Source organism: Novosphingobium sp. CCH12-A3 (assembly GCF_001556015.1).
GTDB lineage: Bacteria > Pseudomonadota > Alphaproteobacteria > Sphingomonadales > Sphingomonadaceae > Novosphingobium > Novosphingobium subterraneum.
The window spans coordinates 23,974-39,522 of record NZ_LSIA01000138.1 but is presented as its reverse complement, the minus strand read 5'-3'; the positions used below and the strand labels follow the sequence as shown (position 1 = coordinate 39,522).

The window sequence follows — 15,549 nt, the reverse complement described above, 5'->3', positions numbered from 1 at the left end:
ACAAGACCTGCGAAAACGACCGACAGAGTCGCTTCCTTGGAGAGAGAGCAACATCATGGGTCTCGTCCCCACAACAATCATACCGCCCCGCAAGACATCAGTCATCGTTCCCCGCAAGGGTCTGCTGAAACTGGTTGATGCGATCTGTCGTGCGCGATTGGTTACGTTCTGCGCGCCTGCGGGAAGTGGCAAGACAACCGGCGCGCTTTATTGCCTCGAACAGATGAAGCAGCAGGGTCGCCCCGCCATGTGGCTGTCGGTCAGGGCAGGCATCCGCGACTTTCCTTCGTTCTTTGGCGCACTTCAGGCTGCAGGCATGGCGGCAGGTCTTGAATGGGACCATCTCGATCGCGATAGCGCCGAAGAGCAATGGCTTTCGGCACTTGCGCAGCACCATGAAAAGCCACCTGTACTGGTCATTGACGATGCGCAGTTGCTGCCGTCAGCCGTGCTGGACTTCGTCAGTCAGGCCATATCGAGCGTGCGGGATGCGATGACGATCATACTCATCTCGCGCGGGGCTTTGCCGGTGCCTGTCGCGCGTGCGCGTTCGCTTGGTTTTCTTGTTGAAGTCGGCGCACCGGAACTCGCGTTCGATGAAGATGAGGCCGCGGAACTCGTCACGCGCACTGCGGGTGTCCCGGTTGATACTTCCGTCATGCAACAAATCATTCGCGATGCGCATGGCTGGGCTGCCGGCCTTGTCATCGGAGGTGAGTTGTACAGGCGGGAGCAGGCGCGCGGCAAGGTCTGGCTGCCGTTGTCGGATTACCTGCGGCGAGAATTTACCAGTTATTTCTCCGAAGAAGTGCTCAACCTGCAGACCCCTGAAGTGCGCGACTTTCTTATCAACACGTGCATTCTCGATGAGTTGACTGGTCCTTCATGCGCTGCGGTAACGGGTGACGACGATGCTCGCGCAATGCTGGACGACGCCTTCCGCGCAGGTCTCTTCATCGATGCGATCGATGAGGAGCGCAGTTGTTATGCTTACCATCCCCTGTTCCGGGCGATGGCGCTGGGCCGTCTTTACGAGCGGGCATTTGCCCGAGCATCCGAGCTCCATCGCCGGGCCAGCCGTTTCTATGCGACGCAGGGCGAGCTGCTGAAAGCGCTGGAGCACGCTTCAGCCAGCGGGGACAAGGAGTTTCTGGCAGATCAACTCGACCTGCTGGCAAATGATCTGACCACACGAGGGCACCTGAACCGGCTCGACCAGATCGCTTCGGAGCTGCCCCACGCTGTCAGCTCGAAGAGACCGATGCTGATCCTTGCCATGGCATGGCGGCGAATCCGCAGGCTCTCATACACATCAGCCGGCCGGCTGATCGATATGGCGTCTGCATTGCGCCAAACGCTTGTCGCCGATGGAAAACTTGATAGCCATGCATCGACGATTCTCGACCATCATATTCGTCACCGCCAGATCATGCTTGCAGCAGCGCAGGACGATATGGTGCGGGTCGAGCGCGACGCCGAACTGCTGATCGCCGAGATCGGGGACGATGATCCTTACCTTAGCTGCACATTACTGGCACAGGTGATTGCGGCCCGCCGCGAATTCTATCATTTTCACGATGCGCTCAAACTGGAGGCTGAAGTCCGTCGGGCGCTTGATCGGCCTGGATCGGAATTTGCCTCGATTGCGCTCAAGTGCTCGATCGTGCCGACCTTGATGACCCAGGGCAAGACCGCAATATCGCGCCGCTTCAGTGAAGAAGCGCTCGCGTCGGCCGAAGCACGCGAGGAAGAAATCCCGGGGCTTGCCGCTCTGCCCGCTTTGCCGTTTGCCGAATTGCTCTACGAAATCGGCGAGCTGGATCGCGCTGAGCAGCTAATTCAACGGTATCTGCCCGGAATCCGTCATTGGGGCCTCGTCGACCAGCTCACGTCGGGCTATCTCGTCCGCGCCCGTCTGGCTTTTGCCAAGGGGGACAGCGTATCAGCGCTTTCGGGTCTGGAGGAGGCGCATCTTGTTGCGATCGAATGCGGGCTTGACCGATTGCGCGCGCACCTTGCCGCCGAGCAGGTTCGCATCCTCGTCAAATCCGGGCGGATCGACGAGGCGGAAGAAGCGCTGCGGGCAGTCAACAAGCAGATCGACGAAGAACCTGTGCCAACGCTCAATCCATCACGTCGCCGTGAAAGTCTGGCGATTGCATGGATCCGGATCGAAATGCACCGTCACCGGCTGGTTCGGGCATACAAGGTTGCAACACGCTGGCTGGAGTTTGTCCGGCGCAGTGGCGATATTCGGTCGGCCGTCGCCTTCGAATTGCTGCTGGCCGAGATTTTTGTGCTGCAGGGCAACCGTTCAAAGGCCCGCCGCGCCGTGCGCTCCGCTGTGGAACTGGCCGAGCCTGCGGGCTGGACGCGCGTGTTCCTTGATGAGGGCGAGGTCATCTCCGCGCTTTTGAGCGAGGCTTACGCAAATGGCCCGACGCTCGATACCCGCGCCGACAAGTTCGCAACCATGCTGGTATCGCTCGTCGACAATGGGCCGCAGATGGAAATGGACGAAGACGAAAAGGCCTTCGGCCTTACCGGACGTCTCGCCAGCCGCGAAATTGACATTCTGGTGATGGTCAGCGGCGGCCTGCGCAACCGCGAGATCGGCGAACGGCTCGGCCTGACCGAGGGCACCGTCAAATGGTACATGCAGCAGATCTACGACAAGCTCGGCGTGCGTCGCCGTCCGCAGGCCGTGCTGCGCGCGCGCCAGTTCGGTATCCTGACGTAAGATAGGCGCACAAGACGCGTTGACCGCGTTTGTCGGGCCGCGAGGGCGTGGTTCATCTGCGCCTCTGGCATTCTTGAACGAGGACATCATGGCAAAAGGCAAAGTCATCATCAGTTGCGCCATAACCGGCGCAATCCACACGCCCTCAATGTCCGAGTTCTTGCCCATTACTGCCGACGAAATCGCGGAATCGGCCGTCGGTGCGGCCGAAGCGGGCGCGGCGATCATCCACCTTCACGCTCGCAATCCGGTCGATGGGCGTCCTGACCAGAACCCGGATCTGTTCGAACCTTTCCTCAAGGCGATCAAGCAGCGCTCGGATGCGGTGTTGAACCTGACAACCGGAGGCCATCCTTCGATGACGGTGGATGAACGTATCCGCCCGGCCACGAAGTTCGCGCCGGAAGTCGCCTCGCTCAACATGGGTACGATGGGCTTCGGGCTGTTTCCGATGCTTGACCGGTTCAAGACGTTCAAGCACGAATGGGAGCAGGTCGCGCTTGAGGCCTCACGCGATCTGGTGTTCAAGAACACCTATGCCGACATCGAACGGCTGCTGGGGATACTAACCCCGCTTGGCACTCGGTTCGAGTTCGAATGCTACGACACCAGCCACCTCTACAACCTGAAGTACTTCCTTGATCGCGGGTTGGTTAAGGCCCCGTTGTTCATTCAGACCTGCTTCGGCATTCTGGGCGGCATCGGCAGCCACCCGGACGACGTGATGCACATGAAGCGCACGGCTGATCGTCTGTTCGGTGATCAGTATGAATGGTCGGTACTGGGAGCGGGCGCTCGTCAGATGAGCATTGTCGCCATGGCCGCCTCGATGGGCGGCAACGTTCGCGTTGGCCTTGAAGATTCGCTGTGGGCGGGCAAAGGTCGGCTGGCGCAAACCAATGCCGAGCAAGTCACCATTGCGCGCCGGATCGTCGAAGGCATGGGCCTTGAGGTGGCCACGCCGGATGAGGCGCGCGAGATTCTCGATCTCAAGGGTGCGGACCGGACAAATATCTGATGACCTCAGCGACTGGGCCGCTTGTCGGCATTCGCATCGTCGAAATCGACGCGATCGGGCCGGTGCCGTTGGCCGCCATGCTGCTGGCGGACATGGGCGCCGAGATCGTTCGCGTCGCCCGCCCGCCGAGCGCGGGGGCAGGCGCATGGGATGATGTCGGCGGAGATATTCTGCACCGCAGCCGCGCCGTCACCTACCTCAATCTCAAGGATGATGGTGACCGCGAACAGCTGTTGCGTTTGATCGAGAAGGCAGATGCCCTGATCGAGGGCTATCGCCCCGGCGTGATGGAACGGCTCGGGCTTGGGCCTGAGGCCTGCCTGGCGCGCAATCCTGCACTGGTGTTCGGGCGCATGACCGGCTGGGGGCAGGATGGCCCGCTGGCGCTGCGCGCCGGACACGATATAAACTACCTGTCGATCACTGGCGCGCTTCATGCAATGGGCGATGGCGAAAATCCGCCGCCAGTACCTCTCAATCTTGTCGGCGATTATGGTGGTGGGGCGATGTTCCTGATCGCCGGGCTGCTCGCGGCGATTCTCTCCGCAAAGCTGACGGGCAAGGGGCAGGTGGTCGATGCCTGTATCACTGACGGCGTGCCCTCGCTGATGAGTCTGTTCTACGCGTGGGAACCCAAGGGGCTGTGGAAGGACGCTCCGGCGTCAAACCTGCTCGATGGGGGTGCGCCGTTCTATCGCTGCTACCGCTGCGCGGATGGCAGGGACGTGGCGGTAGGTTGCCTTGAACCGCAGTTCTTCGCGCAGATGATCAAAGGCTTGGGGTTGGAAGATCGCGGTTACAGGCAGAACGACCGCGCCGACTGGCCGCGCATGGAAGCCGACTTCACCGCCTGTTTTGCCTCGCGCCCCCGCGATGAATGGGCCACGCTGTTCGGACAGACCGATGCTTGCGTCACCCCGGTGCTGTCCATGGCGGAAGCCCCGCTCCATCCGCACAACGCAGCGCGCGGAACCTTTGTGGCGCACGGAGGCATCAGCCAGCCTGCGCCCGCACCGCGCTTTTCCGCAACGCCGGGCAATACGGCCGATCCTGAAACGCTCACGATTGAAAATGCCGTGCGGCGCTGGTCGTGAAACGGTTGGGGCAGCGCCGATCGCGTGCTGCCCCGCCAACGCGTTCAACCGTCACTGACCATCGTTTCACGGAACCTGGCCAGCAAGGTGGTGTCGACTCCAGCCGCGGCGAAGTAGCTGTCCAGATCACCATATTCGGATTTGATCATCTCGAATGCGGCTTCGAGAAAGGCAACATCGACGCCGATCATCGCATCGATCAGATCCTGGGTGGGGATGAAGCCGAACGCTTCCATGAACTGTTCCTCGATCCCGCCGCGCAGGCGCATGTTCTTGGCAAACACGTCCGAACGTTCGTAATCGGCGATCACGACGTCATCGGGTACGCCGATCGCGCTCAGCAGCAGCGCAACCATCACGCCTGTCCGGTCCTTGCCTGCGGTGCAGTGGACCAGCATCGGCGTTTCGCCGTTGACGATCGATTCCACCAGATGCTTCAGATGCGGGCGCAGGGCGGCGGGGATCGCCGCATAGTTGCCGACCAGTGCGGATCGGATCGTTTCGGATGACTGGTCTTCGCGCAGCGCTTCCCAGCCATTGTTGGTCTTCACACGCAAGTCGGCAGTCACATCGAGATTGAGCAGGCGCGCGGACGCGGCCCAGCCGTTGGGGTCCTTTTCGCGCTCACCTTCCGAGCGCAAGTCGCAGACCAGCTTGATGTTCAGCGCAGCGAGTTCCTCGTGATGAACCGGTCCAAAACTTGCTGGACCTTCCGAGCGGTAAATGATCCCGGGGCGCACGATCCCGCCGTCGGCTGTTCGCAAGCCGCCGAGGTCGCGGAAATTCAGCTTCGAAAGAGCTTGGGTCATGGTGTCCTCGTAACGCGTTGGGTTTGGCGGCAGGCATTTGGGAGGACGAAGCCGGGCAATGGCCGCTCGCTCACCTGCCGTGCGGCGGGGTGTCAGCAGTTCGGGCACAGATAGCCTTCGGGAAAGGTAAAGCGGAGATTGCCATGAGCAAGGCGATAAGCGGCTATCTGACGGACGGACTGTTGTTGCCCGAAGGCCCTGTTGCGCTGCCCGATGGCAGCGTGATCGTGGTTGAAGTGGTGGGCGGCAGGCTGACGCGCATAGCGCCGGATGGGTCAAGAAGTGTCGTGGCGGAGCTTGGTGGTGGGCCGAACGGCGCCGCAATCGGTCCGGACGGGCGATGCTACGTTTGCAACAATGGGGGTGTTGCACACACGATTCTGCCCGATGGCGGGATTCTGCCGCTCGAAACGCCGCTGGGTACGCCGCCCGGGCATATTCAGGTCGTCGATCTGAAGACCGGGGCGTTCGAGACGCTCTATGCCCATAGCGACAAGACGCCGTTCTGGGGGCCGAACGATATTGTATTCGATAATGCAGGTGGGTTCTGGTTTACCGATTTCGGGCGCGACCGGGGCCGCACCCGGATGCGTGGCGCGATCTATTACGCCAAGGCAGATGGTTCTGATGTGCGCGAAGTGGTGTCCTCACTCGACAGCCCTAATGGCATCGGCCTCTCACCGGATGGCAAGACGCTCTATGTCGCTCTGACGCATGAAGGGCATCTGCTTAGTTTCACACTGGCCGGCCCGGGGGTTATCGACGCATCGCAATCACACATGCCCAATGGCAGTTCGATTGTGGGGCGGGCGGGGCCGGGAATGTATCTCGACAGTCTGGCGGTCGATAGCGCTGGACGCATATGCTGCGCCTCGCCGGGGCAGGGGGCAATCCTCGTGTTTTTGCCCGAAGGTGGCGCACCGGATGTGATCGACGTTCCCGATTTCCTGACGACCAACATTGCCTTTGGCGGTGCAGATCGCCGCAAGGCCTATGTTACAATGGGCAGCACGGGCCGCGTTGCAATCATCGACTGGGACGTGCCGGGGCTTGAACTGGCATTTGGCTGAAGCCGTGTTGGAATTTTTCCGCGGGAAAACATCCCAACATCGCGTTTGTTCAATACTTGCGTGGCAGGGCATAGGCCACGATCTCGTCGCTGGCGCCAGAAAGCATGGCCGCATGGCCCCCTGCCGCGATCACCACGAATTGCCGCCCGCTCTTAGGCGACCAGTAGGTCGAAGGGGAGGCGTTGCCGCCTGCGGGCAGGCGTGCACGCCACAGTTCGCGGCCCGTGGCAACGTCATAGGCTCGGAAAGCATGTTCCTGCGTCGCGCCGATGAACACGAGGCCGCTGCCTGTCGTGACCGATCCGCCGATGTTGGGCACGCCCATCGGAATCGGCAGGAAAGTGGGCAGAGCCAGCGGGCCACTATCGCGCGAGGTGCCGAAAAGGCGAGTCCACACCATCTTTCCGGTGCGCAGATCGACCGCGTTGATGCGGCCATAAGGCGGTTGCTGGCAGGGAATCGCCAGCGGCGAGAGGAATGGCGTGATGTGCGCGGCATAGGGCACGCCTTTCTGCGCAACCGGCCCCCCGACGTCTGACATATGGGCTGCGGTCATGGGCTTGACACCCTGCTTGTCGGCTTCCGCACGTGGGATCAGGCGGTTGTAGTTGGCGACCTGGTTGTTGTTGACGATCATCAACTGGCGTACCGGATCGACGGAGATACCGCCCCAGTCGACGCCCCCAAGATAGCCCGGCCAGGTCAGCGTTGGTTTGGTCGTGGAAAGCGGCGTCATGTCGCCTGCGAAGCGGGCCTGGCGGAAGCGCACGCGGCACATCGCCTGATCTATCGGCGTGAGGCCCCACATCGCCTTTTCTGTGGGACGCGGTCCGCCGAAGGACGGTATGCCGACCGAGTACGGCTGCGTGGGCGATATCCGTTCACCCGGTACGCCATCATTCGGCACTGGCTTTTCGACGACCGGGAGGATGGGTTTGCCAGTCGCGCGATCGAGGAAGAAGATTTCGCCGCGCTTGGTAGGCTGCAAAAGGCCCTTGATGCCGCCGGGCAGATCAGCCAGCGTTGGCTGTGATGCCACGTCATAGTCCCACAAATCGTGGTGCGTGGTCTGGAAAGACCAGCGAACGGTACCGGTTTCCGCATCGAGAGCCACGACCGAACTTGAGAACCTGTCGTCATTGGCGGTGCGGTGACCGCCAAAATAATCGGGCGTGGCATTGCCGGTAGGGACATAGACGAGGCCAAGAGTGTCGTCAGAACTCATCGGCGCCCAACTGTTGGGCGTCCCGCGCGTAAAGCTTTGTCCGGCCGGGGGCATATCGTGGAAATCGGGCTTGCCTGCGTCGAACGCCCAAGCGAACTTGCCGGTGACCGCATCGAACGCACGGATCACGCCTGAAGGCTCTCCTGTGTGCTGCCCGTCGGTTACCCAGCCGCCAAGCACCAGCTTGCCACGGGCGAGCGAGGGCGGCGAGGTGACGAAATAGTAGCCTTTCTCCACCGGGGTCATGCCTTCAAGCAGGCTTATGACGCCATCTTTTCCGAAGCCTTCGCAACTGCGACCATCGCTTGCATCCATCGCCAGAAGGCGCGCATCAACGGTTGCTGTGTAGATTCGCTGCGCGCAATGGCCCGAGGCCCCGGGCACCCGATAAAAGGTCACGCCGCGACAGGTGAGGCCATAGACGCCGTGGTTGTCGGCGCGGGAACGATGGCGCCACACCTGCTTGCCCGTTTCCGCATCGAGCGCAATGACGTCGTTGGCTCCGGTGCAGATATAGACCTTGTCACCGACCTTGATCGGGTTCGCCTGAAACGAGGATTTGCTGCCAGCTGGCGCAGGGCCAATATGGAAGCTCCATACCTTTTCGAGATTGCCGACGTTGGCTGGCGTGATCTGGGCAAGTTTAGAGTAGCGCGAGCCACCACGATCGTTGCCGTATGACGTCCATTCACCGTCCTGCGCCGAGGCAGGGGCGGGGCCATAGGCATCGCTCGTCGCCGACGGCGGCGTGTTGATCCAGAACAATGCAGCGATCGAGACGACGACGCTCAGGCCAAGCCCGCGCCATAATAAGCGCCCGGCAGGCAGGGGCGCAGTGATGCCGACATGCGCGCGATAGGCGCGCGACAGCATCCAAAGCCCAAGACAGAGCGGCATGGCAAGACGCGGAGCCAGTGCCCATCCGTCTATGCCCACTTCCCACAGTGCCCAAGCCAGATTGGCGGCGAGGAACCCCCAGAACAGGTGGATCGACAAAACCTTGCGCCTGAAGCCGAGCGCCGCCGTGACCAGCATGACCAGCCCGCTGACCAGATACCACGGCGAGCCGCCAAGGTTGGCCAATTGCCCGCCCAGAACGGTCAATCCGGCACCTGCTGCCAACATGATGAGGAGGAACAGAGTGTTGAGGAAGCGCTGCATCGGTTTTCCGGTCTGGCCAGATGTGCCTCGTGCAGGCACGGGAAATTGCGAGGATTGGCGGACAGCAACGATTGACGAGCGTCAAGTAGGATGGTTCATCACACCTATCCGAACCCCTCTGGGATCAGCCCATCTGGCCTTTCAGCCATACGGGCACGCCGATGAGGTAGCTCTTTTCTTCATAGAGCCGAGCGATGCGCCAGCCATCGGGGGTGCGGACCAGATCGTGGATGTACCAAAGTCCGCAGATCATGGTGTTGGTTTCCGCGCCGTTGGTGACGGTCATCGGGTTGTAGCAGACCGTCTTGGTCCTCGCGCTCTGACCATCTGCCGCAAATTCATAACGCGTGGTCGAGACAACATGCTGTGCGGCGAGAACCTGCTTGAAGCTGGCGGCAAGGAAGGCCTTGGTCTCGGCCAGGTTACCCTTGAAAAGCGCCATTTCGGAATAGTCGATGAAGGCGTCGGCAGTGAAGAAATCGTCCAGCTTGTCAAAATCGCGGGTGTCGACCGCATAGCAATAGCCGACGAGCAGATCCTGGATCTCAAACCGGTCGGACATTTCCTGAACACTGATGGCCATGCCGCTCTCCCGGGATCTTGCATTTTTCTCTTATTTTGATGTTGGCATGAAGGCCGACGTATAACCGCCTCTCCAAAGGTAGGTTGAAGTGTGCGGCGTGCTCGCCAAAGAAATCGTCGCCCGCCGGGATGTTGTTCCGGCCATGCCCGAACACCCCGCGTTACGCGGATTACCTTAGGAGACTGACATGGGCCTTGCCCCCTTTACCGAAGCCGATTTCGTCCTGTCGCAGGAAAAGCGTGACGAAATCACCGCAGGCCTCACCCCACGCCAGAAGTTCATGGTCGAACATTGGATGAACCTGCACGAAGTCATCAACCGTGGTGACTGGGACGGCATGGACCAATACTTCAACACCGACACGATGACGTACGACAACCCGAACCGTCCCGATCTGGGTACGTATCACGTGTGGAAGACCTCGCCGCAGGGCCTGTACAAGACCTTCCCGCCCAGCATCTATCGCACGCTCAAGGCCTGGGGCCGCGGCGAAGACGAAATCTGCGTGCTGTGCCACCACCACGGCAAGCATACCGGCGGACCGTACATGGGCGTCCAGCCCACCGGCAATGAACTCAACGTGGTGTGGTTCTCCTGGTTGCGTTTCCGTGGCGACAAGATCGACCACATCTATTCGATCTCGGACGTGCTGACGATGCTCAAGGATCTCGAAGTCATCGAAGTTCCCCAGCCGGTCGATCCTTACAAGTAAGGTTCTGCTGCGGCGTTTGCCGTGCAATGAAAGGGCCGCGTTCCATCATGGAACGCGGCCCTTCTTCTGTTTGCTATAGACTGATGACACCTGGCGTTGAGGCCACCCGCCTCAACGCCTTTCCCGTGATCATTCGCCCAGCAGAAGCTTCCACGTGTTGAGGTCTTCGCCAGCTGCGAAGAAGCGCTCGTTCATTGGCAGGCCGTTCTGGCCCCAGTAGTCCATGTTGGCGACCCAGGCCTGGATGCCATACATGACCCAGCGCGGAATCTGTTCGTTCCAGATCGTTTCAAGATCGATCACATCGGTTGCGCCTTCCTTGATCAAGCAATCGCGATAGTGCGCGACGAGGTCCTTGTGATGATGGCGGCGTTCCTCGATGGTGAGTGAACCAACCGTAAAATAGGTCAGATCGCGCCACGGCCGACCGCGACGGCCAAGCTGCCAATCGAGCCACAGTCGTTCGCCCGATGGCAGGATATAGGTGTTGCCCTGATGGCAATCGCCCAGGATCACGCAATAGGGTGCCTTGAATGCTCGCTCGTATTCCGTCAGTTTGTCGTAAGCGCGCGATACCCGTTCGGGATCGTCGAGATAATGCTTGGGGGCGATGGCGCGGAAGTTGGGATCCTTGAGATTTTCGCCGATCCAGTGCCACATGATGCGTACCTGATCGTAGTCGACAGGAACGCCCATCGAGGTCGGCAGCCACGGCGCGGCTTCCGGCGTAATCAGCGGGCTGTTCCACAGGCCGCCATGCAGCTTGGCGAGATCAGCCAGGTTGCTTGCGATCACATCGATGCCACTGTGTTGCGTGCTGTGGCCGAACTTGCCACCGAGATCGATCAGGTCTTCGAGCACGACCACGCCACGGCCCGAACCGTCATCATCCCAGTCGGAGTAATAGCACTTGGCGGTCTGGCAGGCCATCTTGTCGGTAAGGAAGTGGTAGAATCGCGCCTCGAGAGCATGGATGTCGACATTCTCGAACCCCCCCGACCAGTTTGACTTGATGCACAGATTGCGCGGCAAGCCGGCAGCAATGCCAGCGGCATTCCAGTCAACGGCGACCCGCAGCTTCGTGGTGTGGCTGTCGAACAGTTGGACGACCTCCATCTTTTCCGCGACAACGCCCGGATACTTGTACGACATGAGCGTGCCCAACCATTGTGCGTCGGGCGTGAATCGGCCGCTGGGCAGCAGTTCGGTGCGGGCCGGGTAGGGGCGCGGCACCCGATTCTGATCCACTACTGCTTTTTCTGTCGCTGGATCTTGTGTCATCATTGATCTCCTCTCTGAAGCTTTCGTGCGACGTTTGGGAGGCTGCGTCTGGAAACAACTCCCCCGGCGTCATGCAAATGCGGTTCCGCGATGTTCTATGCCTGTCGTTTCTGGCCAAGCCAGCGCCGTTGGACCCTGCCAATAGGAAGGTGTGAAGGCTGTCTCCTGCCGACCAAATCGCAATATCAGCCGAAGAGATCGGCGAGGGGATGGAGGCAGGCATGTCGAACAGCAAGGAAGCAGCAGTCAGGAATTTTCTCACGCTCTTTCACACCGCAACGCTGGATCTCGACAAGATTCGCAATGCACTTGCCCCGGACGCGCGCTGGCAGGCTGTCGTGCCTTTGGCAGAGGTTGTTTATGGTGCTGATAGCATCTGTCGCGAGGCGCAACGGCAGTATCGCATATACAAGGACTGCGATTGCGCGTTGATCAACATCGCCAGCGCCGGGGACACTGTATTCACCGAACGTGTTGACCGCGTGCGCCTCATCGACGGGGACCGCGAAGTGATCACCAACGTCGTCGGGGTATTCACTGTCAACGATGACGACAAGATCGTCTTCTGGCGCGAATACTGGGACATGCTGGACATAGCAGACCAGATCGGCATCAGCGGCGAAGAGATGCGGAAGATCATGGATACTCAAGCTGTTGCCTAAAGGGCTATTTTTCGGAGAATTACTTATGAGCAAGAATGACGAAGCATGGGCCAACGGATGCGAAGTCGTCGACGCTGTTTACGGGGCGGGCTATTCAGAAATGATGCAGCCCTTCAAGGACCACCGCTTCAATCAGGAAATCGTCAACAACCAGTTCGGCAATCTATGGGCCGATCCGGCACTGAGCATTCGTGACAAGCGGTTGATGGTTCTGGGCCTTACGACGATGCTCGGCCGCCCGGACCTGATCGAGACGCAGATGACCGGGGCCCTGCTCAACGACGAGTTTACAAAGGAACAGCTCGATCTCATTCCGCACTTCCTGCTGTTTTATGCAGGCGCTGGTAACGCCTCCGCGCTGTTTCGCGGCATTGAAGCGGCCAAGGCCAAGGTTCACGCGCTCAGGCAGGCAGACAAGGCAGCCAACTGATGCTGCACGCGGCATTGCCTGATCCCGGCGCCGTCTTGATCAGGCCGGAAAGCGACTGGTCGGTCCAAAACCGCGAGTTGCTTCATGACTTCGAGATCGTTGCACGCTTTGCCAGCCACGACCTCAGCATGGACATCAGGCAGTTCGAGTGGGTTCGCCCTTCGTCAGGACACTTGCTTCCTCAGAAGCATTATCTCGACATATCGTTGGACGGCAACATTCGTCGCAGTGTGCTGCAGTCCGAGAGGTGGGCGGCCCCACAGCATACCGGCGGAGTGCTGTATCTGCCGCCGAACGTGCGCTATTGGGGGCAGCCAGCGCTGGAAAGGCGCAACCTCCTGTGTCTGTCATTCGGCGATGCGTTTCTGGAGGAGATATTCGAGGGCGAGAATCCGCTCGGAACATCAGAACCTCGTGCCGATATCCAGAACATCGCATTGCGACGGTACCTTCTGGCAATCGCCAGCGAACTTGCTGCGCCTGGTTTTGCTGCCGGGGCCCTGCTGGAATCGCTTGCAATTGGCGCGACCGTGGAACTTGCACGGTGGTCGCGATCTATGTCCCATCATGGCAGCGGCCCGGCATCGGCATGGCAGGTACAGCACATCGAAGAATACATCAGGAGCAATCTTGCGAGTTCATTGAGCATTTCCGAGATCGGCCGCGCCTGCGGCATGAGCACGCGCAATCTTGCGCGTGTCTTCAGGCAAGCTACCGGCAGCAGCATCGGCGAGTTCATCGCGCGCTGCCGCATTAACCTCGCCAAGGAGCTGCTCCAATCAAACAACTACCGGATCAAGGAAGTCAGCTGGCGGTGCGGTTTCCGCAGTTCGTCGGCGTTTTCAGCCGCATTCCGTGCAGCAACAGGAATGACCCCGCGTGAGTACCGGCTGCGGCCCGCAATGCTGCAGTAGCCTGTCCTCTCCCTCGACAACACTTTTCAGGAAATGGGTGATATGAGCAGATTGGCAGGCAAAGTTGCTATCGTCACAGGCGGTGGCGGCGGAATTGGGTCGGCAGTTGCAAAACGACTGGTTTCGGAAGGCGCGCGAGTTGCAATAGCCGATATCTTCGAGGAATCGGCAAAGCGCGCGGCAGAGCCGCTGGGCGATGCTACGATTGCGGTGCAGTTCGACGCTGCAAGTGCGGAATCTGTCAAGGACTTGGTCGAGCGGACCGTCAGCCATTTCGGAAAGCTCGACATCCTGCACAATAACGCGGCTATGACGGACCCTGTGAAATCGGGGCAGGACACTACTGCCACCGACATTCCGTTGGCCGTTTGGCAGGAGATCCTCGACGTCAATCTGACCGGCTACATGCTTGGTTGTCGCTATGCGATCCCGCACATGATTGCGAACGGCGGGGGATCGATTGTCAACACCGCGTCCAATTCGGGGACGGCGGGCGATCTGGCGCGCATTGCCTATGGATCGACCAAGGGAGCGATCATTACCCTGACCAAGTACGTTGCGACGCAGCATGGCAGCCAGAACATTCGCTGCAACAGCATTGCCCCCGGCGTGGTATTGACCGAAGCACTCGACAAGACGGTGCCGGGCCTGAAGGACATCATCAAGCGCCACATCCTGACGCCCGAATTCGGCACGCCCGACGACATCGCAGCGCTCGTGGCGTTTCTGGCTTCGGATGAATCGCGCTATATCACTGGCGAGAACATCTCGATCTCGGGGGGCGGCCTAGTCCATCAGCCGCACTACGCCGATCTCAAGGCGTTCATGGAAGCAGCGAGTTAAACCAGCTGGATGATACGCTTGCCCCGGTTCTCGCCCCGGTACAACCCGGCCAGAGCATCGGGGCAGGCCTCGATTCCGGTCAGCACGTCTTCCTGAAACGCAAGGCGGCCCTCTGCGATCCAGCTGCGCAATGTGTCAACAGCCTCGTCGAACCGGTCCATGTGATCGAACAGAACGAAACCTTCCATCCGCGCACGCTTTACCAACAGGTGACGTTCGACGCGCGGGCCTTCGGGCCAGGGCTCCCAGCGATCATACGACGCCGTACCGCAGACAACGACGCGCGCCTTTTGTGCCAGATGCGGCATGACTTCGTCTGAAATGGCACCTGCCGTATTGTCGAAATAGACATCGACTCCGTCAGGACATAGCGCGGCGAGGCGCGCGCCGATGTCTTCCGCGCGATAATCAATCGCAGCGTCATAGCCGAACATCTCCAAGCAATCCCGCACTTTGGCCGGACTGCTGGTAATGCCGATCGTGCGGCAGCCGTGGATGCGCGCGATCTGTCCGACAGCCGAGCCGACTGCTCCGGCGGCAGTCGAGACAACCACGGTCTGGCCGGGCCTCGGTACGCCCATGGTGGTCAGCGCGAGCAGCGCGGTCGTCCCGTTAAGGCCAAGAATGCCGAGCGCCATCTTCGCTTCGGCAGGCAAGGTGCGCCGTACGATGCGATCTGCACCGACAGCGGCATAGTCCTGCCATCCGAACCAGCCGGTGACAAACTCACCAATGGCGTAATCTGCGTTGCGCGATTCGACGATCTCGCCGGAACACAGGCTGCGCATGACTTCGCCGATGGCGACGGGCGCGGAATAATTGCCGACGTCTGCGATCCAGCCCCGCATCGCGGGGTCGACCGACAGGTAGTGATTGCGCACAAGGATTTCGCCCGGCCCTGGTTTGGGCAAGGCATCGTGGACGATGGCGAAGTCGCTGGCCTGCGCCACGCCTGCTGGCCGATTCACCAGCAGGACACGAGCGTTGATAGTGTCTGAAGTCATCAG

Annotated in this window: 14 protein-coding genes; 9 read left to right on the top strand and 5 right to left on the bottom strand. The window is 60.4% G+C overall.

Annotation, left to right across the window (positions count from 1 at the left end; genetic code table 11):
- Positions 1-55: 55 nt before the first annotated feature.
- From AX703_RS11145 to AX703_RS11135, 3 genes are all read left to right on the top strand, one after another.
- On the top strand, positions 56-2,740 hold the full coding sequence (locus AX703_RS11145; protein WP_082734536.1) for a LuxR C-terminal-related transcriptional regulator: 2,685 nt from the start codon (positions 56-58) through the stop codon (positions 2,738-2,740).
- A gap of 88 nt (positions 2,741-2,828) precedes the next feature.
- Positions 2,829-3,758, top strand: a complete 930-nt coding sequence (locus tag AX703_RS11140) for a 3-keto-5-aminohexanoate cleavage protein (protein ID WP_062344163.1) — start codon at positions 2,829-2,831, stop codon at positions 3,756-3,758.
- Positions 3,758-4,852: a CaiB/BaiF CoA-transferase family protein gene (locus AX703_RS11135; protein ID WP_062344072.1), complete on the top strand. Its 1,095-nt coding sequence runs from the start codon at positions 3,758-3,760 to the stop codon at positions 4,850-4,852. The genes AX703_RS11140 and AX703_RS11135 overlap by 1 nt, the downstream gene beginning before the upstream one ends.
- Positions 4,853-4,896: 44 nt before the next feature.
- Here AX703_RS11135 and AX703_RS11130 read toward each other — a convergent pair whose 3' ends face one another.
- On the bottom strand, positions 4,897-5,661 hold the full coding sequence (locus tag AX703_RS11130; RefSeq protein ID WP_062344070.1) for a tyrosine-protein phosphatase: 765 nt from the start codon (positions 5,659-5,661) through the stop codon (positions 4,897-4,899).
- 143 nt (positions 5,662-5,804) lie between these two features.
- Between AX703_RS11130 and AX703_RS11125 the strand changes: the two genes are divergently transcribed.
- A complete protein-coding gene (locus AX703_RS11125; protein WP_062344068.1) occupies positions 5,805-6,731 on the top strand; it encodes an SMP-30/gluconolactonase/LRE family protein in 927 nt (308 codons plus the stop codon).
- 49 nt (positions 6,732-6,780) lie between these two features.
- Here AX703_RS11125 and AX703_RS11120 read toward each other — a convergent pair whose 3' ends face one another.
- Both AX703_RS11120 and AX703_RS11115 read right to left on the bottom strand, forming a co-directional pair.
- Entirely contained in the window at positions 6,781-9,117 is a 2,337-nt protein-coding gene (locus AX703_RS11120; protein ID WP_062344066.1) for a membrane-bound PQQ-dependent dehydrogenase, glucose/quinate/shikimate family, read from the bottom strand.
- A gap of 124 nt (positions 9,118-9,241) precedes the next feature.
- On the bottom strand, positions 9,242-9,700 hold the full coding sequence (locus AX703_RS11115; RefSeq protein ID WP_062344064.1) for a nuclear transport factor 2 family protein: 459 nt from the start codon (positions 9,698-9,700) through the stop codon (positions 9,242-9,244).
- 187 nt (positions 9,701-9,887) lie between these two features.
- Here AX703_RS11115 and AX703_RS11110 point away from each other — a divergent pair, with 187 nt between their 5' ends.
- Complete coding sequence (locus AX703_RS11110) at positions 9,888-10,412, top strand: ester cyclase (protein WP_062344062.1); 525 nt, start codon at positions 9,888-9,890, stop codon at positions 10,410-10,412.
- A gap of 129 nt (positions 10,413-10,541) precedes the next feature.
- Here AX703_RS11110 and AX703_RS11105 read toward each other — a convergent pair whose 3' ends face one another.
- Positions 10,542-11,693, bottom strand: coding sequence for a DUF1679 domain-containing protein (locus tag AX703_RS11105; RefSeq protein WP_062344161.1), 1,152 nt, complete (start codon positions 11,691-11,693; stop codon positions 10,542-10,544).
- 221 nt (positions 11,694-11,914) lie between these two features.
- On the opposite strand from AX703_RS11105, the gene AX703_RS11100 reads away from it, so the two are divergent.
- Genes AX703_RS11100 through AX703_RS11085 form a run of 4 tightly spaced genes read left to right on the top strand, consistent with a single transcriptional unit; the run spans position 11,915 to position 14,542 of the window.
- Complete coding sequence (locus AX703_RS11100) at positions 11,915-12,355, top strand: limonene-1,2-epoxide hydrolase family protein (protein ID WP_197423681.1); 441 nt, start codon at positions 11,915-11,917, stop codon at positions 12,353-12,355.
- Positions 12,356-12,380: 25 nt separating this feature from the next.
- Positions 12,381-12,785 (top strand): carboxymuconolactone decarboxylase family protein, encoded by a 405-nt coding sequence (locus tag AX703_RS11095; protein ID WP_062344058.1) that lies wholly within the window; start codon positions 12,381-12,383, stop codon positions 12,783-12,785.
- On the top strand, positions 12,785-13,699 hold the full coding sequence (locus AX703_RS11090; protein WP_231735495.1) for a helix-turn-helix domain-containing protein: 915 nt from the start codon (positions 12,785-12,787) through the stop codon (positions 13,697-13,699). The genes AX703_RS11095 and AX703_RS11090 overlap by 1 nt, the downstream gene beginning before the upstream one ends.
- 42 nt (positions 13,700-13,741) lie before the next feature.
- Positions 13,742-14,542 (top strand): SDR family NAD(P)-dependent oxidoreductase, encoded by an 801-nt coding sequence (locus tag AX703_RS11085; protein WP_062344053.1) that lies wholly within the window; start codon positions 13,742-13,744, stop codon positions 14,540-14,542.
- Here the strand turns inward: AX703_RS11085 and AX703_RS11080 are convergent.
- Complete coding sequence (locus tag AX703_RS11080) at positions 14,539-15,546, bottom strand: NADP-dependent oxidoreductase (protein ID WP_062344051.1); 1,008 nt, start codon at positions 15,544-15,546, stop codon at positions 14,539-14,541. The two genes, AX703_RS11085 and AX703_RS11080, sit on opposite strands and share 4 nt — an antisense overlap.
- Positions 15,547-15,549 lie beyond the last annotated feature (3 nt).

Coding starts and splice junctions, on each gene's coding strand:
- AX703_RS11145 (WP_082734536.1), top strand. CDS start 56: ATGGGTCTCGTCCCCACAACAATCATACCGCCCCGCAAGACATCAGTC.
- AX703_RS11140 (WP_062344163.1), top strand. CDS start 2,829: ATGGCAAAAGGCAAAGTCATCATCAGTTGCGCCATAACCGGCGCAATC.
- AX703_RS11135 (WP_062344072.1), top strand. CDS start 3,758: ATGACCTCAGCGACTGGGCCGCTTGTCGGCATTCGCATCGTCGAAATC.
- AX703_RS11130 (WP_062344070.1), bottom strand. CDS start 5,661: ATGACCCAAGCTCTTTCGAAGCTGAATTTCCGCGACCTCGGCGGCTTG.
- AX703_RS11125 (WP_062344068.1), top strand. CDS start 5,805: ATGAGCAAGGCGATAAGCGGCTATCTGACGGACGGACTGTTGTTGCCC.
- AX703_RS11120 (WP_062344066.1), bottom strand. CDS start 9,117: ATGCAGCGCTTCCTCAACACTCTGTTCCTCCTCATCATGTTGGCAGCA.
- AX703_RS11115 (WP_062344064.1), bottom strand. CDS start 9,700: ATGGCCATCAGTGTTCAGGAAATGTCCGACCGGTTTGAGATCCAGGAT.
- AX703_RS11110 (WP_062344062.1), top strand. CDS start 9,888: ATGGGCCTTGCCCCCTTTACCGAAGCCGATTTCGTCCTGTCGCAGGAA.
- AX703_RS11105 (WP_062344161.1), bottom strand. CDS start 11,693: ATGACACAAGATCCAGCGACAGAAAAAGCAGTAGTGGATCAGAATCGG.
- AX703_RS11100 (WP_197423681.1), top strand. CDS start 11,915: ATGTCGAACAGCAAGGAAGCAGCAGTCAGGAATTTTCTCACGCTCTTT.
- AX703_RS11095 (WP_062344058.1), top strand. CDS start 12,381: ATGAGCAAGAATGACGAAGCATGGGCCAACGGATGCGAAGTCGTCGAC.
- AX703_RS11090 (WP_231735495.1), top strand. CDS start 12,785: ATGCTGCACGCGGCATTGCCTGATCCCGGCGCCGTCTTGATCAGGCCG.
- AX703_RS11085 (WP_062344053.1), top strand. CDS start 13,742: ATGAGCAGATTGGCAGGCAAAGTTGCTATCGTCACAGGCGGTGGCGGC.
- AX703_RS11080 (WP_062344051.1), bottom strand. CDS start 15,546: ATGACTTCAGACACTATCAACGCTCGTGTCCTGCTGGTGAATCGGCCA.